Below are 24,633 nucleotides of genomic sequence, written 5' to 3' on the forward strand. Positions count from 1 at the left end.
GGATACTGTAGAAGGTAGCAGTTGACGCAGCTGTCTCTTTGTGACCCTCGCGCGTGAGTATGTTGAGGTCACCATGCGAATCATAAAATGGGCACTGTCGCGCTGGCGAGCCGGCGTTGCTAGCAGAGCTCTTCGCAAAGATCGGCTATGAAGCTGCATCGATGAACTGGTGTCGCCGAGCCAAGGGGATTTCGGCGCTCGACTACTGGTCAGCTTTCAAGGCGGGGCACTCGCCGCGCGCCACAGGGAAGTTTAACGCTGAACTTGGCTCCATAGTCTGGATTATTCTCAGCCCATAATTGTCCATCGTGCGCTTCAATAATAGATCGTGAAACGGCGAGACCTATCCCCATGCCCTTTTCTTTGGTAGTGACGAAGGCGTCAAAAATACTCTGAGTATCCTTCAGGCCTGATCCATTGTCTATAACTTCAACTAGAAGCTCGCTTTCATTGACGAGAGTGGCCCTAATCATGAGACGGGGCGGTCGGGCCTTGCTTTCCATCGCCTCGATTCCGTTCGAGATCAAGTTGATCAATACTTCCTGAATTTGAATTTGTTCAACTACGATTGGCGGAAGGTTAGCCGCAATTTGTACATCGATTGGAATCTCAGCTCTGTTCGCGTCCTCTTGAACAAATCGTATGGCTTCGCGGATGATCTGCGAAGGCCAGGCGTGCTTCTTCCTGAGCGGTTGCTGTTTGAACAATGCCCGAATGTGCTGCATCCTCTGGTCGGCAACGCGCCCGTCGCGCAGCACTCGTTCTATGGAAGTCATCGCTTCACTGAAATTCGGTGGACTGTTTGATAGCCACCGCCGGGATGCCTGCGCGTTTGCCATTACAGCAGTTAGAGGCTGGTTCAGTTCGTGCGCGATAGATGCGGACAACTCTGCTACAGTGGCGACGCGCGATGCTCGCGCCAGTTTGTCACGAGTTTCCCGTAAATGATCCTCCGTTCGTTTTCGCTCGTCGATATCGATGTCGAGCCCAAACCACTGTACGATCCGCCCGTCTTCGTCTCGCAGGGGTTCTCCGCGACATATATGCCATCGATAAATCCCGTCTGCTCGCCGGGTCCGATGTTCGATTCCGAAGGAGCTCCCGATTGCAAGAGCTTTCTTAAATTCCTGGACAACGTATTCCCGCTCCTCCGGGTGAATGACTTGAATCCATCCCCAATCCTGGATCTGATCCACTGTTAATCCGATATAGTCTCGTGCCTTCTTGTTGATGAACACGGCTCTGCCATCAGGTGCCACCGACCATAAGATCGAAGGAACCGTGTCCATCATCCGTTGCATCTGCTGCTCAGATTCTTGGAGGGCAAGTTCTGCAGCCTTGTGGTCAGTCGTATCGAGCATGATTCCGTGAAACGCGATGGTCTTTCCGGTGTCATCGCGGTAAGCGGCAACGCTTGTGTGAAACCATCGATATTGCCCGTCAGCGCACATAAAGCGATGGACGGTGTCATATTCAAGGCCTTTTGTGAGCAAGCGATTCCAATGGACTGACGTTTCCTCAAAATCATCCGGATGGAGCAGATCGGTCCAACCTTTCTGCTGTAGATCCTCAGCTGTTCTTCCGCTGTATTCGATCCCTTTTTGATTGATGTAAACAATCGACCCATCCGGTGCCGCCTTGAACAGAACCGCGGGAAGGTTCTCGGTAAGAAGATACAGTTGCAGCTCTTTCTCCCTGAGTAACTCTCTTGAGCGGTAGAGCTCATCGATGTCGGTTGCGACGCCATACCAGCAATAGGACTTTCCATCCACGCTTAGATATGGTTCTGCGATCGTTCGGAACCAGCGATACGCCCCATCTGCACCACGGAGCCGGAACAGGTGATCCATGGGTTCAATTTTTCCTGTTGACCGTGCCTGATTTGCCAATGCACGTTCTCGATCTTCAGGATGAATGTATTTCTGCCATCCCCCACCGTGTAAAGCTTGCTGTTCGACACCGACGTAGTTGTGAATCCGTTGATTTGTGTAAGTAATACCCACCACAGTTCGAAGAGAAATCATTGCAGGCACACGTTCCAGCAATTCTCGCGCCTCATGCTCCGCAACCCGCAACGCCTCCTCGGTCCGTTTGCGATCTTCGATGTCGGTGCCAATGCCATACCACTTCAGAATCCGTCCCTGCTCATCCCGGAACGGCTCGGCAGCAACAACAAACCAGCGGAACTCCCCGTCGGCGCGACGGAGCCGTACCTCATCCTCAAAGGACACGCCTGCTGCTGAGCACTTGCGAAAAGCTTCAAAATGCCGTTCAAGATCGTCGGGGTGAATGGCCGCCTTCCAGTTCATCCCGGTCGGGGAGAGACCCACATACTCGATCCAACGCCTATTTATAGATACGACCGAGCCGTCGGGAAGCGCGATGCACACCATTGCCGGAATGGTGTCCATTACCGCACGCAGCTCTTTCTCGCTCCGACGAATGGCCTCTTCGTCACTATTGCGGTTACTTGCGATAGCAATGCTGATCCACACGCAAGCAATGCAAAGGGAAGTTTCCAGGAGCCCTCCACCAGCCTTGAGCTGAGAGTGAGGTGCGAGTGCGAAGAGAGCCGACACAACTGTAAAAGTAGTCGCTGCTAGCTGCGCCTCGAATTTGCCAAAACGCTTGACAAGAACCACGATGAAGAGAACAGCAACGACTCCGATCGAATGAGGCAACCAGCCGAACGTTGCTGCCAAGAGCATGATCAGTAGTGGTGCTCCGAAATGTCTCAGTTTCCGGGGACTCGTGTTCATAACGTCCGCCCTACCTCCAATCCACTTTTTGCGTGGCGTTGGCGGATTCGCTTCAGGGAAGAACTACTAGCGCGGTGGAGGCATTTGGGTTGCTCGTAAGATGCGTTGTGGTTTTCTTGCGTTCGAAATCCAATAAAATCAATGCAACTCCTAAAAACAGAGAACATCCTCGACTTTATGAATAAGACAATATGCCGCTGAGCACCCTTGATCTATTACATGTTTATGTCAAGCATGATGTTGAGCTGACGACGGAGATTACGGGTGTTATTCGCATAAAATGCGAGAATGCTCTCGACTGTCCCAAATTCTGTCCGAGTGGAGCCGCAGCAGGAGCGTTCAGCGCGGCGGCTTGCGAATTTTCTGGATGTTGCAGAGGTGCTCTTCGTAGAGATAGGCTATGAGGCCACAACGATGACTGCTATCGCCGAGCGTAGCGGTTCCGGGATTGGCACGCTTTATCACTATTTCCCAGACAAGCAATCTCTGGCCTTCGCTCTATTCAACCAATACACGCAGAAAGTCGAGGCTTATTGGAAGCCTTTGATAGAGCATGCAGAGACACTGTCCCACACCGCCTTTGCGGAGACCTTCTTAGAACGCGTCGTTGAATTCCTAAGGGAACGTCCCGCTTATCTGCAGTTATTGGCGGCGCCGATCCGGTTTTCTCGTGATCCAGCTGCACGCAGGGCTTTGCGCATTGCTATCGCGAACGCCTTTAGAGCGAAGGACCCATCACTCGCCAGCGAAAGGGCTATGTTGGCCGCAAACATCAGTCTCCAGATGGTCAAAGGGATGACAACTCTCTATGCGGAAGCTTCTTTGAGGGAGAAGCCTCTGATCATCGCAGAGTTTAAGAAAGCCCTGACGCTGTACCTGGGAAGCGTTTTCTCCGATGACGAGCGGTCTTCAACAGAGAGACGGCGGTAAGGTCGGCCGTTTCTCGATACAACACTGCTAGCGTTGAGGTGCTCGCAGTGGGGGAACCTTGCCGTATTCGTGGAGAATTTGCCTTGTGCAGTTCGCGAGCGTGATGATGAGCGTTGCGTGGCTTGGCTCATCTGGGTCTTGATATACCTACAGTTTCTGGCTGAAGACAGCTTGCGGTTCAGGGTCTTTTTCCAGTGGGGTCTGGACGTATCTCAGTGCAAAGCGCGGTTATCTTGGAGGCGCTCTTAACGCAAATCTCCGCCATCCACTCCACATCAAGATGCCATAAATATGTAATAGATTGATGGGGCCAAGTGACATATTGTCTCATTCATAAAGTCGAGGATGTCCTCGAGTGCGGGGAGGTATGTTGAACTGGCATGCGGGCCATTCGTTTTGAAAACGCAGGCAATGCAGACGTGGTCAAGCTGATGGAAGAACCAATTCCTCAAGTGCGACCACACGATCTTCTGATCCGCGTCCGCGCAGCCGGGCTGAATCGCGCCGACATTCTCCAGCGCCAGGGATTCTACGGAGAACGACCGGACTTCGGCGACTCTGTCATTCCCGGTCTGGAAATCGCCGGCGAGGTCGTTGATGTGGGCACTGCGACGACGGGCTTCCGGAACGGTGACCGCGTGATGGCCATCGTCGGCGGCGGAGCGCACGCGGAGTATGCCCGCGTTGACTCACGCATGGCCATGGCGGTTCCTGACCGGCTCGATTTTGCCGCCGCCGCCGCAATCCCCGAAGTCTTTGTCACGGCACACGAAGCACTAATCCATCTCGGAAAACTGACTTCGGGCGGATGGCCGCTTATCCATGCAGCAGCAGGCGGTGTTGGTTCCGCAGCAGTCATACTTGCGTACGCGCTTGGCGCAAAGACCGTTTTCACAGCTTCCGGCCAAAAACGCATCGAACGCGTCACCGAACTGGGCGGTACGGTCGGGGTGGACTACCGCAAACACAACTTCCTCGATGCTGCGCTTGATGCTACAGACCATCGAGGTGTTGATGTGGCTGTGGACTTCATCGGCGGCCCCTATCTGGACCGGAATCTGCGCGCTCTGGCGCCGGGTGGCAGGCTCATCCAGGTAGGAACGCTGCAAGGTGGTGAAGGCCAACTATCGCTGGATCTGCTGCTACACAACCATCTGCGGGTTATCGGCACAGTCATGAAATCACGCAGTTTTGATGAAAAGCTCGCTATGACGAATCGATTTCGCGAGCGTTGGCTTTCAGCCTTTGCGACAGGACAACTTGCACCGCTGATTGACCGCGTCTTCCCGCTGGCGCAGGCCGCAGAGGCTCATCGCTACATGGAAGCGTCGGGCAACCTGGGCAAGATTGTTCTCGCTATCGACTGATATCTCCTTCCTACTCCCACGTGAGACTCAATATCCGGAAAGAAGAACACTATGACCAGTGACCGCAGCCTCTCCAATTCAACTGTTACCGCCATCATGCACGTCCCGCTTGAGAAGGTGAACATTGCCGACTGGCTCTTGACTCTTCCCGACGCTGAGTACCAGCGCTGCTCCCATGCGCATATCGCCGCCGGCACTTCCACCACGGACGACGGCAGGATCATGTCCATCAATGTGGAGACTATTGGCGATGCGTTGATTGTGCAGCACTATGTTGCCGAAGTGAAAGAGCCTGCGCTCTGCCGCATGGTGTCGATATCGGATGCGATCAATAAGAAGGGACGCACTAAGGTGAAGGTGGAGTGGACGCTCAGTGCGCGGAGAATCGACGATCAGACGACCGAGTACACCAATTACATCCATGCCTCGGCCACGGACGAATTCATGGTCTTCATCCAGGAGCATGGAATCACACTTGAACAGGCTGCAGCGGCCCGCCAGATTGCATCCGATGCACACAACCGGGAAGAAACGCCCAACTTCGCAGCGAGCATCGAACGCTATGCGCTTAAGCAAAGCGCGGAGGGATCTCATTGAAAATCTCTAGTCGGGCAGTACACGCGAATGGGATACGCCAACATTACCTTGAGGCGGGTGATGGCCCTCCGGTTGTCTTATTGCACGGCTTTCCCGAAACGAGTTACGCATGGCGTTATCAGATTCCCGAACTTGCGAAGAAGTACCATGTGATCGCGCCCGATCTTCGCGGATACGGAGAGACTGACAAACCTTCATCAGGCTACGACAAGCGCACGATGGCAATGGACTTGCGCGAGTTGATGCTCGCATTGAATCTGCCGAAGATTTCGCTGGTGTCGCATGATCGTGGCTCTCGTGTCGCAACGCGCTTCGCCAAGGATCATCCGGAAGTTCTCGACCGTCTGGTCGTGATGGACAATGTACCGACCCGAATCGTTGGTCGAGAACTTGATGCGGCAAAAGCGAAGGGTTATTGGTTTTTCTCTTTCACCTGGTTCCAGACCTTCCCGAGGCACTCATCACTGGCCGTGAGGACATCTGGTTGCGTCATTTCTTCTCCGACTGGTGCTTTGACCCACTGACAATTCGGGGCGAGGCGTTTGAGACGTATGTCAAAGCGTATCGGGCACCTGGCGCGATACGCGGCGCCATGGAGGATTATCGCGCCAACGCCTCCGATGTTGCCCAGGACAACGCCGATGCTTCAGTTAAGATCGCCTGCCCGGTAATGTCGCTTTGGGGGCGCGACTTTAAGTTAGTCGGCGAGATGTTTGACATGCCTCGTGTATGGGCGGAGATGGCAAGCGATCTTGTCACTCACGCCATTCCTGAATGCGGGCATCTCCCTCATGAGGAGAAGCCTGAAGAAATCAATCGTCTCCTGATCGACTTCCTCGCAGGCTGGAAAGGGTGACTGCAATAAGAAACCGCTGCATACAGGAACATGTGATTGTTTCGGCACGATGTGATTGCTACTCTCTGGCGGGAAGGTACGCGCAGTATTGGTCACTTCGAGAAAGTCTAGGAAAGCAATCTACGAACGCTCAGCTTCACGGCCGGGCGCAACGGAGGAAATCGCTATGAACATACCAACGCAGACGAATGATGTGAAATCACGGATATCCCCGGACTCAGATGAAGAATCGAGCTGTTTATCCCGACGTAACGTGATTCTTGGCGCTGCAGCAGTTGTAGCAGCCATAAGTCTGCCGAAGAATAGCCCGGCATCAACGCCACTTTCAATGAAAGACCAGCCATTGAAGAACAACAATGAAAAGGATAGCAACATGAATTCGACAATAGACATACCGGAAACCGCGCAGACCTTTGACCCCACCAACTTCACCGTCGTACCTGCGCGACGTTTGACGACCTGCGCGTCGGCGAAATCTTCCGCGCACCAAGCCGCACACTCACCGATGCGCATGCCACTGCTTTCCAAGCTGTTTCAACTGACAATCATCCTATTCACTACGACGTAGAGTATGCGCAGCGTCATGGACACACAGCCCCGGTAGTACATGGCCTGCAGGTACTCGCGTTTACAGCTCCCGGTGCAACCCTCTTTCCTCAGTACATCGGAGACGTGTTCATCTCGTTTACTGAGGCGTCGTGCAAGTTTCTGAAGGAAGTACATGCCGGAGATACGCTCTATTCTGCTCTCGAAATCATTGCTCTCGCCCCGCAGGGAGATAGCGGTCAGGTAACGACCAGGGCCACAATCCATAACCAGCGCGGTGAACTCGTGCTCACTGGGGAACACAAGTATCTTCTACGCCGACACGCCTAATTAACTTCGAGCCCTTGTATGACGGCGCGCTTGCACTTGCTCAGGTGCCGATAGGAACAACCTAACGTTTTCGATGAATCTGAAGGCCTCTTTGAGAGGCGTCGACTTTGTCCAAGAAAACGGACCAAGGGCGGTGGATCTCAAGCTCAGATAAGGAGAACACTCATATCTCTTTCCGGTCACAGTTGAGCTTCTGGAGGCCGCACCTTAGGCGGCTGTGTCTCGTAGTTGGGACACTGGTCATCTCCTGTCGCAGTCTGACGTGGTCCCAAACAGCCCCGATGTCACCGAACCTTCCCTGGCACCCGTGGCAGGAGAACTCCATACGCGACGAAGCAAAGCAGATTGCGTCGGAGAGGGTTACAGTAAACGCCTCGTCCACTTATTCACTTGCCGAATTGATCGATTTGGCCGAATCGCACAATCCGGAGACGCGCGCCGCATGGGAAAGAGCCCGTTCGCTGGTGGATGCCTTCGGCGTCGCCCGCAGCGAGCTCTACCCAACGTTGGTTGCCGTGGCGCTCTCCCAAACAAGCCGTCAGCAAGCATTCCTCAATACGAGTTTTTTCCGGCAAGTCGTGCAATCCTCCGATCTGGCGTTCGACGTGAATTACACAATCTTCGATTTTGGGGGTCGGTCTGGTCGCATCGATCAGGCTAAGGCACGGCTACTTGCCTCTGACTTTGACTTCAACGATGTGCATCGGCGGGTGATTTATCAGACCCAAACGGCCTACTACCTGTTGCTTAATGCTATCGGACAGGAGGAGGCAGCTCGTGCAAACCTGGCAAATGCGAATGCTGTACAACAAGCAGCCGAATCCTCCTTGAAGAATGGGCTCGCTACGCTGCCCGATGTCCTGGAGGCCAGAAGTGCCGTTGCCGAAGCAGTTTACAACGTGCAGGCGGCCATTGGTACCGAAGATGTGGATCGCGGAAATCTTGCAACCGCGCTGGGAACATCTCCGTTACAGCCGGTATCGGTGCAGTCGATGGATCAGATCTCAAATCCCGCAGAGATCGAGCCGTCTCTCGACCATGCTATCGATCGTGCGATACAACAGCGTCCTGATCTCTTGAAGGAAGTGGCCGAAATTCGCTCTGCGGACGCACGCGTGAAAGAAGCAAAATCTGCATACTTTCCTACTCTTCGCATGCATGCTTATCCCGACTTTCAGTCGCTCTATGGAATGCAACAGACACAGCCCTGGGGGCACACCGCAAGTCTCGATGGGCAAATCAACTTCAGTTTGGACTGGACGGTATTCGATGGAGGCGCCAGAAAACATGCCCTGGCGCAAGCCGAGCACGACGCACAAGCATTACGAGCACAGAGCATGGCCACGCGAGATCAGATTGAAAATAGCGTCTGGGCCGCTTACTCCGATCTGAAAACTGCCTTCCGCCAGCGGGAGGCAGCAAAGGCTCTCTTAGACGCAGCCACGCAGTCTTATGATGCCGCGTTCCAGTCCTATCACTATGGAGTCCGCAGTCTGCTCGATGTAACCGAGGCACAAAAAACATTGGCGCGTGCAAGGTCGAAGGACATCCTTGCACGCACGCAGGTGCTGACCGCACTTGCAGACCTTTCCTTCCAAACCGCCGACTCCATTCAGTCAGTCAGTGGGAGTCGCCAACCATGATGCGCAAGACTGGAATTTCCGCAGCGATATCCCTTGTTCTGATGACGGTCATCGGTTGCTCACAGGCGCCGGCGGTCGACGTGATGGGATCGCTATTTCCGGCGTGGCTTTTGTGTATCGCATTGGGGGCGATCTTCTCGACTGTTACGCACTGGATTCTGACGCGGCGCGTGATCAACCTCCCTTTCCCCTTTCTTACGTATCCCTGTCTTGGGGCCGTCTATGCCTTCACCATTTGGCTCGCTTTCTTCTGATCTAAGGAGTTGGGATGACAATATTCGATAATGCCGGTCCTACGCATCGTTCGCCAGAACATTGGGCGAGCGCTGGGATCATTGTGGCTGCCCTATTGCTAGGCGTCATCGTATTCTGGCGAGCAGAGCGTCATCCGCGTACCGACGATGCAGAAGTTTTTGCGAACTTGATTGGCATTGCACCTCAGGTCGAGGGCCCTATCGTTGAACTGAAAGTCCACGATAACCAGTTCGTCAGGAAAGGCGACCTCCTGTTCATGATCGATCCACGTCCATACCGGTACGCGCTGGAAAAGGCGGAATCTGTCCAATCGTCGCTGGAAGGTCAGATCTCGGATGAACAGCGCAGAATTGCAGCTCAAGTGAGCGAAGTGTCTGTCGCTAACGCCGGTATCGGCACAGCTCAAGCCGATGTGAGCCATTGGGCAGCAGGAATTGAGCAGGCGGAAGCCGACATCTCCAATGCCGAGCGCGGTGTAGATAAGGCAAAGGCTGAGCGGCAATACGCGAGCAACAATCGGCACCGTCTGGAGCCTTTGCTCGAAAAGCAATTTGTTACGGTGGATCAGGTTGACCGTGCACGGAGTTCAGAGGAGGCGGACGCCCAGTCGCTGAAGCAGGCAGAGACCCAATTACTTGTTGCAAAAGCCGCTTTAAAATCGGCTCATGCGCAGTATCAGCGCGCCGAAGCCTCACTGGAGGAGAGTCGCGCACATCACCAACAGACGCAGCACGCGGTCCTTACTCTCGAACCCCTGGTGAACCAGCGCGGTGAGCGCACCGCGGAAGTGAAGAATGCAAGCTACAACCTTAACAACTGCCGAATCTACGCTCCATTCGATGCGATCGTCACCAATCTTACGCTTGCCGAAGGGCAATATGCGCATGTTGGCCAACAGGTCTTCACACTCATAGACGCTCGGACCTGGTGGACGCTTGCAAACTTCCGCGAGGGTCAATTACGTCATATCCGGCCCGGTATGCATGCATCCGTATATCTGATGTCCCGGCCTAATGAGAGGTTCAACGGCGTGGTCGATAGCATTGGCTACGGCGTAACTCCCGACCCTGACGTCGTCGGTCGTTTCGGTCAAGGCTTACCGGATGTGCAACGAACTCTGAATTGGGTCCATCTCGCTGCCCGTTATCCGGTTCGGGTGCGAATCGAGAACCCACCGGTGGACATCTTTCGCATGGGTGAAACGGCGGTTGTTACGCTGGACAGGCGCTAGTAATGGCCACGGCAGCCTCCCCGATATCGCCTCGCCCCAATTCACTGGCCTGGTTGCGCGATTTGTTGCGCGAAGAGTTGTCCCCCTATCCGGGTCGAGGAGCGTTAGTTGCTCGAATGGTTTCTGCCGCGAGCATCGTCATGGTCATTAATATGACCTTTCAGATCCCGTACGGTATATATGGTGCAGTCTACGCCCTGATTCTCTCGCGTGAACACCCGGGTGCGACACTCCAGGCCACAAAGAACTTGATTGTCTCATTTTCATTTGCGGCTGTTTATGCACTCGTAGGAGCAGTGTTCTTCTCCGGAGAACCCATGCTTCGTCTTCTTTGGGTCTTGGCAACCCTGTTTCTGATCTTCTTTGCGCTCAAAGCGGTATCCAACTACACGGCAGCGTTTAATTTCGGCTACTTGGTTATCGTCACCATTCCCATCTGGGACAGTCAGATTTCCGCAGAGCAAAAGGCCGTCCAGACCTTATGGACGGTTGGAGCAGTTGCCTTCGCTACCATCATCACCACACTGATGGAATTTGTTTATGCCCGATTACGGCCCGTGAATAGTCTCGCCAGCGCCATTGTCGAACGTCTGCAAAGCACAGCATCTTGGCTCCGCTCCCCATCAAGAGGAGTTGCGTCCCCTTCAGCCGAACACCAGTTGATTCGGCTCGCAATACTCGGAACCTCGCGAATGCGGCGTGATCTCCTGCACTCCAGCTATTCCCCCGAATCAACTCAGCAGATGGGGGCCATTGTGGCATTGGTGGGGAGGCTTGTTGATCTTGGAGCTAATCTATCTGGTCTATCTACAGAATTCTCGAAGACCGATCTGCAGAGACTCGGGCGTCTTGCAGATCGAATCGAAGCGTTATGCGATGACATCTTAAGTCGGCGAACTCCGCACCAGTTCGAGACCCTGGAGGAATCCCCGGCTACAACAGTCCCGCTGCTCGAGGAAATGGAGGAGACGGTGTCCCTCATCGCCGAGGTGACGAGCGGTTCCGACTCTCTACCAGATAACCAACCTCGAATGACCCGTGATCAGACGCCGAGCCCATTCTTTGTTCCAGATGCATTCTCAAACCCTGCTTACGTGCGGTTCGGCATTCGAGGCGGTCTGGCCGCAAGTTTTTGCTATCTGATCTACAACCTGGTTGCGTGGCAAGGCATCAGCACAGCAGTCACAACGTGCCTTTTAACCGCTTTGACGACGATCGGTGCCTCACGGCAGAAACAGATACTACGCTTTGGCGGAGCGATCATAGGCGGGATTGTTATCGGCTTCGGTGCACAGGTGTTTGTGTTGCCCGCCCTCGATTCTATCGCCGGATTTCTTATGTTGTTCGTGGCGGTATCCGTCTTCTCAGCATGGATCATAACCTCAGGTCCACGGCTCTCTTACTTTGGTGTGCAGATTGCAGTTGCCTTTTATTTGATTAATCTTCAGGAGTACAAATTTCAAACATCCCTTGCCGTCGCGAGGGATCGCGTAGCCGGTATCCTTTTGGGCCTCGTTGCTATGTGGATGATCTTCGATCAACTCTGGGGAGCATCGGCCCTGGTCGCGATGCAGCGCTCGTTCGTCTCTACGCTGCGGTTACTCGCGAAACTAATGACGCCTGTCGCCAAAGCACCCGGCGTAACAGTCGAAGAGGCTTACAGGCTTCGCGAAACGATCAGCACAAATTTCGAAGAACTTCGGCAACAGGCTGACGGACTGATGCTTGAATTCGGCGGCAGCCGTGAACATAATCTTGAGGCTCGGTCGCATCTCCTTCGATGGCAACTTCAGCTTAGGATTATGTTCGTAACACGAATCGCCTTGCTGAGGTATCTCCTTCGCTTGCCCGGCTTCGAGATTCCGGAGCCACTCCTTCGAACCCAGGAGATCGCTGACGGCCAACTTGCGGAACGGCTCGAGAGACTAGCCGATCGAATTTCCGACAAAGTGCCTTCCTCACTTGCAACGTACGACACACAGTTGTTCGTTGCCTCAAGTATCCTATACGATTCAAACTCTGACACAAGTATCGCTCCACACTCTCGCAGCTTTCTTCTTCTTTCTTCACGAATAACATCCCTGCTGACGTCGCTGGAAACGGACATTGTTGCGCACCAATCGCAATTTGCGAGCGTCAGTCCTGTACGAAATGCCGGACGGCATAAAGAGCCGGGCGGTTCATTGCGCTCGCCTCCCAACCGAATTTGAAATGGGCTATTCTCTTTTCTTTATATTTGCCGCTTCGGACGTAGTCGGTTTGAGGGCTTCCTTGCCTTCTCTTTTGCGGCGAACTCCTGCTTCACTTTCAGGGCAATGGCGTCGGCATCTACTTTGTAGATCGAAGCAGCATCGCGCAAGACGTAGCGGGTTAGTTCGAGCCCTGCAAGGAGCATCGAAACCTGAGAACCCATCTCCAGCTCGCCTTCATAAGTTTCGGCGCCGACCTTCAATGCTTCCGTCACGCGCGCTTGCGTCACCTCGCTAGCGACACTCACATGGATCTAAATGCTCCAGTATCCACAGCCGCCTTGGCTAGCGCCCCTTCAGAATTCCAGAGTTCTTACCAAGCAGTGGCAGCACGACGTCCGCTGAGTTTTCCGGAGACTGGGTTTGGAAACGTGCCATATCTTTAGATTAGACGAGGAAACGTTGGCACACCGCTTAGTTGAGATTCATGTTTATGGAATTGACGAAGTGGGGTGAGCTAGTAACGTTATCCTTCAAAACCCTGGCGGGTCTAGTTCATGCGTATTCCTGGATTTAAGCCGTCTTGGGACTCGCATGAGATAGTGGTAAAGCCACGTTGAAGATTGCACCGCCAGCTTTGTTATTCTCCGCCCAAAGCCGCCCCCATGGGCTTCAACGATGGAGCGTGACACGGCCAATCCTATACCCATGCCTTTCTCTTTTGTCGTCATAAAGGCGTCAAAGATTTGTTCCGGATCATGGACTCCCGGCCCGTTATCGATCACCTGGACTAGCATCCTGTCTGAATCTGTAACAGCCGCTCGGACTGTTACGAGAGCGGGCATTTGTTGTCCCTCCAAGGCTTCGATAGCATTCACGATCAGATTAATGAAGACTTGCTGGATCTCAATCTGATCGATAGGGACCGCAGGAGAGACTCGTCGAAGTGGCACTCGATGGGTACGGCGCGTTTTTCGGGTCCTCCTGCACAATTCGGATAACTTCATTGAGTATGTCCGGAATCTTGACATCTTTCTTGACGAAGGACTTCTGCTTGAAGAGTGCTCGAATATGTTGCATTCTCTCGTCAGCCGCACGGGCATCTCGTATAGTCCGTTCAATCGACGAATTCACCTCTTTCATATTCGACTGAGCGGTATTCAACCACCTCTTCGCCGCCTGTGCGTTTGCAAGTATCGACGTGAGTGGCTGGTTCAGTTCGTGAGCGATCGAGCCCGCAAGTTCAGCGACGGTCGCCAACCGCGAAGCTTTCGCGAGCTTGATTCGTGTATCGCGAAGGTGGTCTTCTGCCCGTTTCCGCTCATCGATGTCGATCGCGAGGCCATACCACTGAATGATCTTGCCGTGGTGATCACGCAAGGGGTCGCCTCTCGATTGATGCCATCTATACTGTCCATCTGCGCGTCGCACGCGGTGTATTACGTTGTATGACTCTCCAGTTTCGATTGCCCGGGAGAATGCCCTCTCGGTCTCCTCCAGATCATCTGGATGAATGGATCTCTCCCACCCGCGATTAACGAGTTCTTCTAAGGAAGCCCCACAATATTCAAGGATTCTTTGAAAGAGATGAGTTGTTTCCCCAGTCGGCGACGCTGACCAAAGCATTGAGGGAATTGTTTCGATGATGCCGAGGAGTTCATGCTCTCGCATCTGAAGAGCGTGTTCAGTGTCCTTCAATGTATTGACGTCGAAGAGAATCCCGTACCATTTAACGATCTTCCCTTCGTCATCACGGAGAGGGAGACTGCGATTCAGGAACCAGTGATAGGTCCCATCCGCACGCCGGCAACGTAGCTCCTGCTCAACTGGTTCTCCTGAGGCCAATCCTGCCTGCCAGTTTGCCAACACTCGATCGACGTCTTCGGGGTGAATCGTACCTGCCCAGCCCCACCCCATCACCTCTTCTCTGGTCTGGCCGGAATAGTCCAACCAGCTTTGGCTCAGAAAATCAACTGTTCCATCAGGCAAAGAGGTCCCCACGTAAGCGGGCATTATCTCAATGATGGTCCGAAACTCCCTCTCGTTGCGCAGGATTCTCTCTCCCGCACGGAAGCTGTCAGTCACATCAATTACCGTACCTACGAATTCCCTGAGATCCCCGGACGGGCCGAGCGTCGGGTGGCCTACCACGTGGATATTCCTGGTCTCGCCGTCAGGGTGAACGATTCGGTAATCCATCTGGAAGTCCGCCTTGTCGCGGATGGCCTCCTCGAACCGTTCTCTGCTCGCGACCTGATCATCTGGATGAATGCGCTGGAAAAGGGTTTCGAATCGCGGTGGCGATCCAGCCGGGTCGAATCCTAGCACGCGGTAGCACTCCTCGGACCAATATCTAATGTCGCCGGAGAGCGGGCTCCATGCCCAACTGCCCGTGCGGGTCAGCCTTTGCGCTTCCAACAGGTATGCTTCACTGCTTCGGAGGGCCTCCTCGGCTCGTTTTTGCTCACTCAAATCGAGGACGAACGCGACGCCCTCGCTTCTACCTTCATACAGGGCAGCTCCGAGCAGCACGGGCAAGCGGTTCCCATCTCTACGGAAAAACTCCTTCTCATATGGCTGAACAGTCCCGGTTCCGCTCAGTTCGGTCACAGCGCGTTCGTCGCGCTCGCGCCATTCGGCCGGCGTCAGATCGGTCCAGCGCACTCGACCCGAAAGGAGATCTTCACGGCCATATTGCACCATGCGCAGAAACGCTTCGTTGGCCCCGACGATCGTACCTTCGAGGTTCCAGATGAAGATCCCCAGAATGTTGGCGTCGACCAGACGCCTAATCTTTCCTTCGCGATCTGCGAGATCGCGATAAAGCCGCGAGTTCTCGAGCGAGATTCCTGCTTGCGAAGCAAGCACTTTCAACACCGTTACGCGCTCAGGGGTGAAAACGCGCGGCGTCAGATTGTTTTCAAGATAGAGAATACCGGTGACTTTCCCCTGATTAATCAATGGCAAAGAAAGAATTGAACGGGCGCGACGCTGAACGATGTAGGGATCGGCAGAAAATGGATTCTGGGATGAGGCATCCTCAAGCATCACGGTCTCTTGAGTGCGTATTACATACCGAACGAGAGATTCCGGCAACGCGGCGGGAGTAGGGGTGCCATCTCGCAGATGCACGGTTACATCCTCTCCACCGGTAGTTGCTTCCGCTTCCGTCTGGAGCTCATCACCTCGCGGAACTATCAAGAGACCCCGCTCGGCGCCGGCGTGCTCGATAGCCACGCGCATGAGCCTGTCGATCAATTTTTCCAGAACCATTTCGCCCGAGAGCGCTTGCGAAATTTTAATCACCGTCGCCAGATCCAGAAGGTCGACCGGTGCCACAATGGTGCTCGTGGGGCCGGGAGAGGGCTCGTTCTTGAGGTTTGGATACGACAGGAGTTCGACCGGCGCCCCAGTTGTGCTCGTCGGCCCGGGAGCGGGCGTTTCTTGCCCGAGGTGTGGATACAAACGGTCTAGTTGCTTCACCTTGCCATTCGCTCCCCAACGGAGATAGCCGTGCCGAGCGTCCTGCAAATACGCGTTCGCGATTTTTTCGAAACCACGCGCCGCGTAGAATCGTGCAGCGAGTTCATTTGCGAGTGCCGCATTGTGGACAAAGCCGTTTGCATGCGCTGACCGGATGGCCTTTTCGTAGAGATGTTCGGCATCCAGTTCTCGCCCTTCCAGGCGAGCGATCTCTGCGCCCACCAGTGCGGTGCGGTTCTCGAAATTTTCCGGACAGTTCGCTGCCCAGACCTCGAGCTGGCGATAATGGGCGGCCAGAGCCTCGAAATGATCGCTGCGCTCGGCCGGCAATGTGCAATCACACAATGCTGCCCGGCAGAGGCCGCTGTAGAATTCATATTCCGCTGTCTCAAAAAAGGAAGGTGATGTCCAAAGCAACGGTTGAGCCTTTGAGGATGCGTCGATTGCGGAACGATAATCGCCCGCCAGCACGCGAGCCTGCAGCTTCCGAATCCAGTACCAGCACTCCGCCAGTGCCAGATCCGCCTGGGCCGCCAAGTCGTGTTCGAAGCGACCTTCATCGAACTGCTCGTCGTCAAAACATCCGAATGCCGGCGTCAGACCACGAAGCGTCCGGATCAGTTGGAGCTGCGCAGTAATGATCGCAATGACGAGACCAAATCGGGCCTTCCGCGCGAATTCGAGCCCATTCTCGGCTTCGCGCTGCGTATAACCTAGCGGATCCCCGGCTCCGAGAAGATTCGTGTTCAGGTTGTTGCAGCTATATGCCGCAAAGGTTAGGTCGCCGATCTTGTTTGCGGCGTCGAAGGCGCGACGCACCAAATCCCGTCCGGTTTGGATGTGCTTCGTCCAAGGCATGACCAGATTCCCGAAGGACATGTAGGCACGTGCCTGGTAGCGATGTAGTCCGCGCTTCTCCACCAATTCGTAGCCGAGCCGGCCGAAGCGGAATCCGGCCCGGTAGTCGCCGAAGAGCGGTCCGAAAAGCATACCGAGCCAGACATAAGCAAAGCATGATCCGTCGCTGTTGCCATGCTCCAGGCTGAGATTGACCATCCTGCAAATCACGAGTGCGAGTAGGTTTTCGTCAGTAAACAATGCCGGCGTGACGACCTCGGTGAGAACGTTGAGGGTTGCGAGACATTCCGGGTCGTTCATCAACGGCAACTCAACAAGCTCTTCGATCGAACGGCTTCCGAGCTGCTGCCAAATCCGATCGTATTCCTGCCTGACCTCATCTTTCGTGGGATGCGGCGACCAGTGCACGCCTCGGAACCCTTGGTATTCGAGGCACACTTCGACACCACGGTCGCTCAGATCCAGTGTCGTGTACAGCGTCAGGCGCAAGCACGCTACGGCGGCAATATCGATAGGATTCCCGGCGCGACGTGCAAGCATCGTGAGGCGCTCTTCCGACGCAACTAGATCGCCAGTCAGCAACTCGCATTCGGCCCGGTGCAGTTCCAGCGCAAGAATGAGCTCCGGCCGCCGCTCCCAACAGTCGTCTGCCAACAGTGCCTTACCGGCGATGAGATAGTTGAGGGCTGAGGCGTAGGCCGTAGAGACCTTGGCGCGCCTGCCCGCAATCAGGTTGAACTCCGCCAATTGCTCGCGCTCGTCTTGTGAGGTGATCAAGGCCGCGCCGCGGTTCAGTTGATTGACAATCTCGAAGATTGCCTCCTCCCGCTTCTCGCGAGGAGTGTGCGCTGCCAGCAGCCTGCCGATTCGGAGATGCGTCTCGGGGCGCAGATGTTCCGGGATCAAGGAATAGGCCGCTTCCTGAACGCGGTCATGGAGGAACCTATAAGCGCCTTCCGAATGGAGAACGAGTCCGGTTCGCAGCGCTTCCTGTAGATCGCTATGCAGTTCCTCCGCCGAAACCTCGTACACCAATGCCAGTAAGGCGAATTCGGCGTTGTTGCCGAGGCAGGCGAGCTTCTTTAATGCATTCACGGTTTCGACAGGCAGCCGGTTCAACTTCCGAACCATAAGGTCGACCACATTGTCTGCATAACCCTTGGCGTGAATGCGATTCAAGTCCCAGGACCATCGGCGTTCGCCGTGATCGAAGGTGAGCAGGTTTTCTTCGGCAAGCGCAGAAAAGAACTGAATGGCGAAAAATGGATTGCCAGCAGTCTTATCGTGGATCAGTTGTGCCAGCGTTTTGGCGTCCTCCGGTTCGCAGTGGAGAGAATCGGCAACTAATTGTCGCAGGTCTTCAGGAGCTAGAGGGGCAAGTACGATATTCTGCACTATCGCACCAGCTTGGCGAATCGTTTCGAGCTTGCGCATGAGCGGATGGGTAGGATTAACCTCGTTGTCCCGGTAGGCGCCGATCAACATCAAATGTTGCACGTCCGGCCGGGTCAACAAATCCTCCATCAAATCGAGCGTTGCCGCGTCGAGCCATTGCAAATCGTCGAAGAACACGGCCAGCGGATGTTCCCGTGTGAATACGCTGATAAATCGACGGAACACCAGTTGGAAGCGGCCCTGCGCATCCTGTCGCGAAAGCTCAGGAACCGGTGGCTGTTCTCCTATGATGAGCTTCAATTCGGGAACCAGATCCACAATGAGCTGTCCGTTTGGATCTAACGCTTCACGAAGGGCATCTCTCCACTTACTCAGCTCCTTTTCGCTCTTGCTTAGCAGTAGGCGGATGAGGCTCTGAAAAGCCTGCGCCAAAGTGGCATAAGGGATGTCGCGCTTGTACTGGTCGAACTTGCCTGACGCAAACAAACCCCGCGGCGGAACAAGCGGCTTGTGGAGTTCATTGACAACGGATGACTTGCCGATGCCGGAGTATCCAGAAACGAGCACCAACTCCGGTCGGCCGCCAGCGACGATACGGTCGAAAGCAGCGAGGAGGGTCTCAATTTCAGATGCTCGCCCGTACAATTTTTCGGGAATCAGCAGCCGGTCTGGCGTGTCGTGTTCGCCAAGCGGAAACTCATCAATCCAGCCCCGCGTTTCCCATTCATCAAGACAGCGCCGAAGATCGCTCGCAGCGCCCGCTGCTGTCTGATATCGTTCCTCAGCCGTCTTGGCGAGCAATTTCATCACGATTGCCGAAACCGGGCCCGGTAAACCGTTCAACCGCTCTCCTGGCGGCACCGGCTGTCGCGCGATATGGGAGTGCACCAGTTCCATCGGATCGGACGCCGTGAACGGAAGAGTCCCGGTGACCATCTCGTAAAGCGTCACCCCGAGCGCATAAAGGTCGCTCCGCGAATCGATCGAGCGATTCATTCGCCCGGTCTGTTCGGGGGCCATGTAGGCGAGTGTTCCGGCTATGAACTCGGGAGGTTCGGGCGCCTGGCGCTCGCGCGGAAGGCGCGAAGCAATCCCGAAGCCCATGAGCCGAGCCTGACCCGTCGCGGGATTGACGAGAACATTTGCAGGCTTCACGTCCTTGTGGATCAGCTCCTTCTCGTGCAATCCGCTGAGTGCGGCTGCGGTACCGACGGCGAGGCGCAGGAACCGCGCCATTTCCATCGGCCCTGGAAGGAAGCGATCGAGAGTCTCACCGCCAGGATCTTCGAGCACGAGCGTCATCTGCCCACGGTGCTCGGAGAGGGCCAGGGACCGAACCGCCCAAGCTGAGTCCAGCTCATCCCTCAACGAATATTCGTGCCCTATTTTTCTTAGGGTCTCCGGCGCTGGCTGCATCGAAGCCGGAGCCAGCAGCAGAATTGATGGCAAACCGGAGTGGTTCGACTGCGCGCCCCGGTACAGGACGATCTCCTCATCCGTGCGGAGAGCCTCAAACACGTATTGTGAGAGGTCCACGATGATTGTTCTCCAACTTCCGAGCGTTTGTCGGTCGACAATCGGCGATTACAGCCGGGATAGGCCTCGAACATTGCAAAACGATAGTTTACTGCGGAGATCGATATTATTCCTGCGCATGCTGATTGATGAAATGAAGATAGCCACCCGGCCGCGCTGTATGGAGAAGCGTTCAGCGATGAGAGCGCAAGGTCAATCGAATGGGCTCTGCGAGCGCCTATTCAGACCCAAACGATTTTGTTACTCCTGCTCCACCGAACAAGTCACCCCACCGCGCAATCTGTGCTATCGGCATAGGTGGCTTAGCTGGGTGCCGATGTCCCGTTGTTCAGGCTGTTGAAGCCCAAGTGTTTGTATTTTCATAGATGATCTTTCTGGCAGGGCCGCCGTTTGAAGGCTGACTAGATCCTGCATACAATTGCTAGAAGGCAGCGATAACGGCTCGCGCCGGATACGACAGAAACAGGCGTTTTGGGGTGGAACCTCTCCCAGGTCTGCCCCTATTTTATGGTTTGAAACTCTGGTTAAGCTGGCTACCTCCAACCCGTTAATCGCCATAGGGTGAGATCACGGTTATCCGATTTGGCGTGGCGGCTTGCCGCTGCCCCATTTTTCACTCGGAAAACGCGGATAAATTTCTTGGCATCAAATGAATTAGTGACAGTGGGGACTGTGGTGGTCCCAGCGTCAGAATTGTAGGACGACAAGTACATTCAGGCAGAGTTCATACCTCTGGCCTCTGCCTTCTTTTTCTGGTTACATTAGGTCTCAATCAGTCCAACTCATCCAGTGCTGCCCACTGCCTGTCCTCTTCTGACTTAACTTCGGCTGTAGGCAGTTCGATTGGTGGCAGGTTCAATTTCAATCTGGATGCAGGAGTCATTCCCAGCTTGCCCAAGACGGTCAGCAGCGCGTTGTAGTCGCTAGTCTTTGCGTCTGGATGTCTCACTCGAACGAGCAATCGAGCAGCAATCTCCACGATGACCCTGTCTGAGCGGGTGAACAAGCCAGGATGAGCAATGCGCACAAGTTCACCCCACGATTATATGTTTCACGTCGTTGAAACTAAGGAACCTCTGCGTAGGCGTCTGACTTTCTGGGGTCAGGGAGTGGGCATGGAAGATGCGCGGGTTTTGGTTGGTTTGATGCTGTTGGAGGGCTAATTGGAACGCGCATCCGCCCGTTTTCCGGGGCTTCCAGGCGCACTACTGCCCAAGGACTGCCAGACGTTTGCGGTGCAGGTACAGGTTCACCAGCGCGAAGTTCGCGCACAGGCGGTGATGGTTCTTCGCGATGCCTCTGTATCTCACTTTGTCGAAGCCGAAGATGCGCTTCAGGATCCGGAACGGATGTTCTACCTTGGCCCGCACCCTCGACTTACTCCGGTTCTTCTTTTTCTGTAACTCGTCGACATAGTTTTTGAACTTCGTCCGCTTGCAGGTCATGTCCTGTGCCTTCGGAGCGGCCTCTTGGATGGCGTCGGTCTGGCCCTGATAGCCGCCGTCGCCCCACACCTTACGCTCTTGGCCGTGCAGCAGTTCCGGTAACATGTGGCAGTCCGCCACGCTGGCTGCGCTCGTCGCCACAGAGTGGACGATGCCCTCCCTCGCGTCCACGCCGATATGCGCCTTCAGGCCGAAGTACCACTGGTTGCCCTTCCTGGTCTGGTGCATCGCCGGGTCGCGCTCGCCACTCGCGTTCTGGGTCGACGAAGGCGCATGCAGGATGGTCGCATCGACAATCGTGCCCGTCGCGATCCGGATGCCCCTGGCATCCAGATGCACGTTCACCGCATCCAGCATCAACCCGCCCAGCTCGTGCCTCTCCAGCAGATGACGGAACCGCAGGATGGTCGTCTCATCCGGCGCAGGCGCAATCCCAAGGTCCACGCCAACGAACCGCCGCAGCGCCGCAGACTCGTACAACGCCTCTTCCACCCCAGGGTCCGACAGATTGAACCACTGCTGCACAAAGTAAGTCCGCAGCATGATCGCCAACCCTACCGGCTGCCGTCCCTTGCCCGCCTTCGCATAGTGCGGTCGTACCAGGGCTTCCAGCGCAGACCATGGAACCACCTGCTCCATCTCGTCCAGAAACAACTCCCGCCGACTCTTCCGCCCGTACTTCTCAAACACACCCTGACTCGACAGACTCTGCTGCTTCATCGCAATCTCCTCGCAGCTATCAGATTAATCAATCAGGCAAGCGATGCAGAACTTGTGCAGACTCTCCCTAAATCAGATAAATAGAGACGAGTTTACTTGACACAACAAAATCTAAGAACCTAAAGGGTTCCGAGTGGAGATTTACGGGCGTGTACGTCGAGCGGTTCGTGTTGAGGGTCGGAGTCAGCGTGCGGTGGCCCGGGAGTTTGGGCTGTCGCGAGAGACGGTGCGGAAGGATTTATGTGTCCAAGTTCAATGCCCTTTAAACTGGAAAACATCCCTTCGGTGTTCCATGAACCACGTTGCCAAGGCAACACCGCTCACGAAACCAAGATCCCGCGGTGGCCTACTTTTACTCCGCCGCAAAGCGCCGCTCCCGCGGCGTTCTGTGGCCTATTTTTACTCCGGCGCTTACACTGGTCTTTCGCGAACGCTGTCAATGCTCGCCACAGCGCGAAACTTTGAGCCATCGATGGCGATCCACTCGCCACGGATAAGTCCGCAGCCGCCTGCAAAGCGAACAAGTTCGGCGCCTGCTACCGTAACTGCATCTCGGTGCATCCGACGAAACTCGGCGATGCTCTTGTGGTCTGGGTACAGGCGTCCTAGAAGCCACATCAACTCGACATTTCGGCGGCACTCAGCTTCCAAGCGCCGCGACGAGCGGATCTGGTTCAGATAGCCGTATAGATACAACTTCAACAAATCGCGCGGATCGGAGCCAGGTCGTCCTGTCTCAGCTGCCTGAGCGCGCTCGAAGCCAAAGCTCCGACATCACAAGCATTTCGACGAACGCGTCAATCACGCGGCACACATGATCTGTTGGCACAAAGTCATCCAATACAATAGGAAACAGTGTTGCTTGATTTCGTCCCTCGCCCTGGATGTAACCCATAAGAAGAGATGCCTCCGCTTAGCAAGGCAATCTTCTCACCTATCTCTGTTTAAAAGGCGCCGGTGGCACAACCACGAAACCCTTTTCTAACGGCGTAGTCGCCCTTGTGCTGGGGCGTCAGTAAGAATCGCAAACACTGGCGATCGGAGGTACATTCCGGATTGCCCGTCATCCAGTAGCTTTCATTCATCAGTTAGTGAAGTTGATTGTGCCACTCGCTCAGCGTCACCACACGCTCACGGCGAGACGGCTTGCGTGCTGACCACAACGATTCCACTATCAGTGACGTGAAACCGATTTCGATCATGTTCCGGGGTATAGCCTATGTGCTCGCCGTCAGGTATCGTGACGCCTTCGTCGAGAATGGCTTTACGAATTTTGCAGCCTGACCCAATGACGCAATTGTCGAGGACAACCGAATCTTCGATTAGGCTGCCCCCATGGATCTTGACGCCTCGCCCGACGACGGAGCCGCGGACCGCGCCTCCTGAGAAGATGCAGCCTCCAGAGATGATTGAGCCGCTCGCAAACCCCGCATCGCCATGCTCGTCGAAGCTGAATTTGGCGCTAGGATCGGGATAGCTGGCCGTATGAATCGGCCAGCGGCTGTTGTACAGGTTCAACGAAGGGATCAACCCGCAGAGATCCATCTGGGCGTCGTAATAAGCTTCTAGAGTTCCGAGATCTCGCCAATACATCGGCGCTTCGCCTGATTCTCCGGGAATTATGTTGGTTTGGTAGTCATAGGCGTACATCGCTGCTCTTCCCAGCATGGACGGCAAGATGTCGTACCCGAAATCATGCTTGCTCTCCTTCCGAAGAGCGTCGGCCTTCAACTCCTTCAATAGAACCCGTCCAGAGAACAGATAATTCCCCATAGACGCGTAGATTTGGTCTGACCTGCCTGGAATCGTAGGTGCAGCTATGTCCTTCTCGTGGAACCCTTGTATGGCACCGTCTTGACCAGCCTCTATGACGCCGAACTCGGTCGAGAGATGAGATGAGACCGGAATTGCGGCTACGGTTACGTCAGCATTCATCCGCTCGTGGAACTCGACCATATGTTCGATATTCATGCGGTAGATATGGTCGGCCCCAAAAATCGCCACCGTGCACTCATCGGGGTTGTCGATCAGGTCGAGATTTTGGAATACCGCGTCAGCAGTTCCTCGATACCACGCCTCCTCACCTGCGCGGACCTGAGCCGGGGCTGGAATGACGAAATGATCTTTAAAGGAGGCCACTGAATTGCCAGCCGTCTCGCAGGTGCTTCAAAAGTGATTGGCTCCTGTACTGAACCATGACATAAATGGAAAAGATGCCAGAGTTGATGAGATTGCTGAGGACGAAATCGACCATGCGGTACTTCCCCCGAAAGGCACGGCTGGCTTGGAGCGCTCTCGGGTGAGGGGCAATAAACGATTGCCTCTGCCACCTGCCAGAACAAACGCGACTATCTTGCGTCGCATATTGACCTCACCATTGGATTTAAGCGGCTCTGACTGCAGGCGCGGGTGCAATGACGCAGTATTCCAAGCATATGGTTGACGGAATCCTCCGTACGAACTCCGGGTTTGATGTGGGCACCCTTTGAAGTC

General features: G+C 54.9%; 17 protein-coding genes and 2 pseudogenes. 10 read left to right on the forward strand and 9 right to left on the reverse strand.

The genetic code is table 11. The features are described from left to right. Positions 1-209 precede the first annotated feature (209 nt). Positions 210-2,708 carry a PAS domain-containing protein gene (locus tag RBB80_RS28055; RefSeq protein ID WP_433965487.1) on the reverse strand — a complete coding sequence of 833 codons (2,499 nt, stop codon included), beginning with the start codon at positions 2,706-2,708 and terminating at the stop codon, positions 210-212. Positions 2,709-3,047: 339 nt separating this feature from the next. Between RBB80_RS28055 and RBB80_RS28060 the strand changes: the two genes are divergently transcribed. From RBB80_RS28060 to RBB80_RS28080, 5 genes are all read left to right on the forward strand, one after another. After that, a complete protein-coding gene (locus RBB80_RS28060; RefSeq protein ID WP_433965488.1) occupies positions 3,048-3,689 on the forward strand; it encodes a TetR/AcrR family transcriptional regulator in 642 nt (213 codons plus the stop codon). Positions 3,690-4,069: 380 nt separating this feature from the next. Then, a complete protein-coding gene (locus RBB80_RS28065) occupies positions 4,070-5,056 on the forward strand; it encodes an NAD(P)H-quinone oxidoreductase (protein ID WP_433965489.1) in 987 nt (328 codons plus the stop codon). Between the two features lie 51 nt (positions 5,057-5,107). Continuing rightward, a complete protein-coding gene (locus RBB80_RS28070; RefSeq protein ID WP_130424219.1) occupies positions 5,108-5,653 on the forward strand; it encodes a hypothetical protein in 546 nt (181 codons plus the stop codon). Continuing rightward, positions 5,650-6,177, forward strand: coding sequence for an alpha/beta fold hydrolase (locus RBB80_RS28075; protein WP_433965490.1), 528 nt, complete (start codon positions 5,650-5,652; stop codon positions 6,175-6,177). Before RBB80_RS28070 ends, RBB80_RS28075 begins: the two co-directional genes overlap by 4 nt. Further along, complete coding sequence (locus RBB80_RS28080; protein ID WP_433965491.1) at positions 6,138-6,509, forward strand: alpha/beta fold hydrolase; 372 nt, start codon at positions 6,138-6,140, stop codon at positions 6,507-6,509. The genes RBB80_RS28075 and RBB80_RS28080 overlap by 40 nt, the downstream gene beginning before the upstream one ends. 120 nt (positions 6,510-6,629) lie before the next feature. Here RBB80_RS28080 and RBB80_RS28085 read toward each other — a convergent pair whose 3' ends face one another. Beyond that, entirely contained in the window at positions 6,630-7,022 is a 393-nt protein-coding gene (locus RBB80_RS28085; protein WP_433965492.1) for a hypothetical protein, read from the reverse strand. Here RBB80_RS28085 and RBB80_RS28090 point away from each other — a divergent pair. The 5 genes from RBB80_RS28090 to RBB80_RS28110 all read left to right on the forward strand — a co-directional run bounded on the left by RBB80_RS28090 (position 6,984) and on the right by RBB80_RS28110 (position 12,724). Next, positions 6,984-7,385 carry a MaoC family dehydratase gene (locus RBB80_RS28090; protein WP_433969928.1) on the forward strand — a complete coding sequence of 134 codons (402 nt, stop codon included), beginning with the start codon at positions 6,984-6,986 and terminating at the stop codon, positions 7,383-7,385. The genes RBB80_RS28085 and RBB80_RS28090 overlap by 39 nt on opposite strands. A gap of 281 nt (positions 7,386-7,666) precedes the next feature. Then, positions 7,667-9,028: a TolC family protein gene (locus tag RBB80_RS28095; RefSeq protein WP_433965493.1), complete on the forward strand. Its 1,362-nt coding sequence runs from the start codon at positions 7,667-7,669 to the stop codon at positions 9,026-9,028. Continuing rightward, the gene (locus tag RBB80_RS28100) at positions 9,025-9,282 is read left to right on the forward strand and encodes a YtcA family lipoprotein (protein ID WP_433965494.1); all 258 of its coding nucleotides are present in this window, start codon (positions 9,025-9,027) and stop codon (positions 9,280-9,282) included. Before RBB80_RS28095 ends, RBB80_RS28100 begins: the two co-directional genes overlap by 4 nt. A gap of 14 nt (positions 9,283-9,296) precedes the next feature. Continuing rightward, entirely contained in the window at positions 9,297-10,514 is a 1,218-nt protein-coding gene (locus RBB80_RS28105; RefSeq protein ID WP_433965495.1) for an efflux RND transporter periplasmic adaptor subunit, read from the forward strand. A 116-nt stretch (positions 10,515-10,630) separates the two neighbouring features. Then, the gene (locus RBB80_RS28110; RefSeq protein WP_433965496.1) at positions 10,631-12,724 is read left to right on the forward strand and encodes an FUSC family protein; all 2,094 of its coding nucleotides are present in this window, start codon (positions 10,631-10,633) and stop codon (positions 12,722-12,724) included. A 20-nt stretch (positions 12,725-12,744) separates the two neighbouring features. Here RBB80_RS28110 and RBB80_RS28115 read toward each other — a convergent pair whose 3' ends face one another. The 7 genes and pseudogenes from RBB80_RS28115 to RBB80_RS28145 form a co-directional block, all read right to left on the reverse strand. After that, positions 12,745-13,011 (reverse strand): hypothetical protein, encoded by a 267-nt coding sequence (locus tag RBB80_RS28115; RefSeq protein ID WP_433965497.1) that lies wholly within the window; start codon positions 13,009-13,011, stop codon positions 12,745-12,747. A gap of 225 nt (positions 13,012-13,236) precedes the next feature. Next, a complete protein-coding gene (locus tag RBB80_RS28120) occupies positions 13,237-13,710 on the reverse strand; it encodes a sensor histidine kinase (protein ID WP_433965498.1) in 474 nt (157 codons plus the stop codon). Beyond that, a complete protein-coding gene (locus RBB80_RS28125; protein WP_433965499.1) occupies positions 13,610-19,975 on the reverse strand; it encodes a PAS domain-containing protein in 6,366 nt (2,121 codons plus the stop codon). Before RBB80_RS28125 ends, RBB80_RS28120 begins: the two co-directional genes overlap by 101 nt. 1,205 nt (positions 19,976-21,180) lie before the next feature. Then, complete coding sequence (locus RBB80_RS28130; RefSeq protein WP_433964127.1) at positions 21,181-22,140, reverse strand: IS5 family transposase; 960 nt, start codon at positions 22,138-22,140, stop codon at positions 21,181-21,183. A 563-nt stretch (positions 22,141-22,703) separates the two neighbouring features. Next, positions 22,704-23,035 (reverse strand): annotated as a pseudogene (locus RBB80_RS28135) (transposase); the annotation flags it as partial. 236 nt (positions 23,036-23,271) lie between these two features. Next, positions 23,272-24,279 (reverse strand): sugar phosphate nucleotidyltransferase, encoded by a 1,008-nt coding sequence (locus tag RBB80_RS28140; protein ID WP_433965500.1) that lies wholly within the window; start codon positions 24,277-24,279, stop codon positions 23,272-23,274. Then, a pseudogene (locus tag RBB80_RS28145) lies at positions 24,266-24,504 on the reverse strand (sugar phosphate nucleotidyltransferase). The gene RBB80_RS28140 and the pseudogene RBB80_RS28145 overlap by 14 nt, the downstream one beginning before the upstream one ends. Positions 24,505-24,633 lie beyond the last annotated feature (129 nt).

This window comes from Tunturiibacter gelidiferens, from assembly GCF_051013345.1.
Classification (GTDB): domain Bacteria; phylum Acidobacteriota; class Terriglobia; order Terriglobales; family Acidobacteriaceae; genus Edaphobacter; species Edaphobacter gelidiferens_A.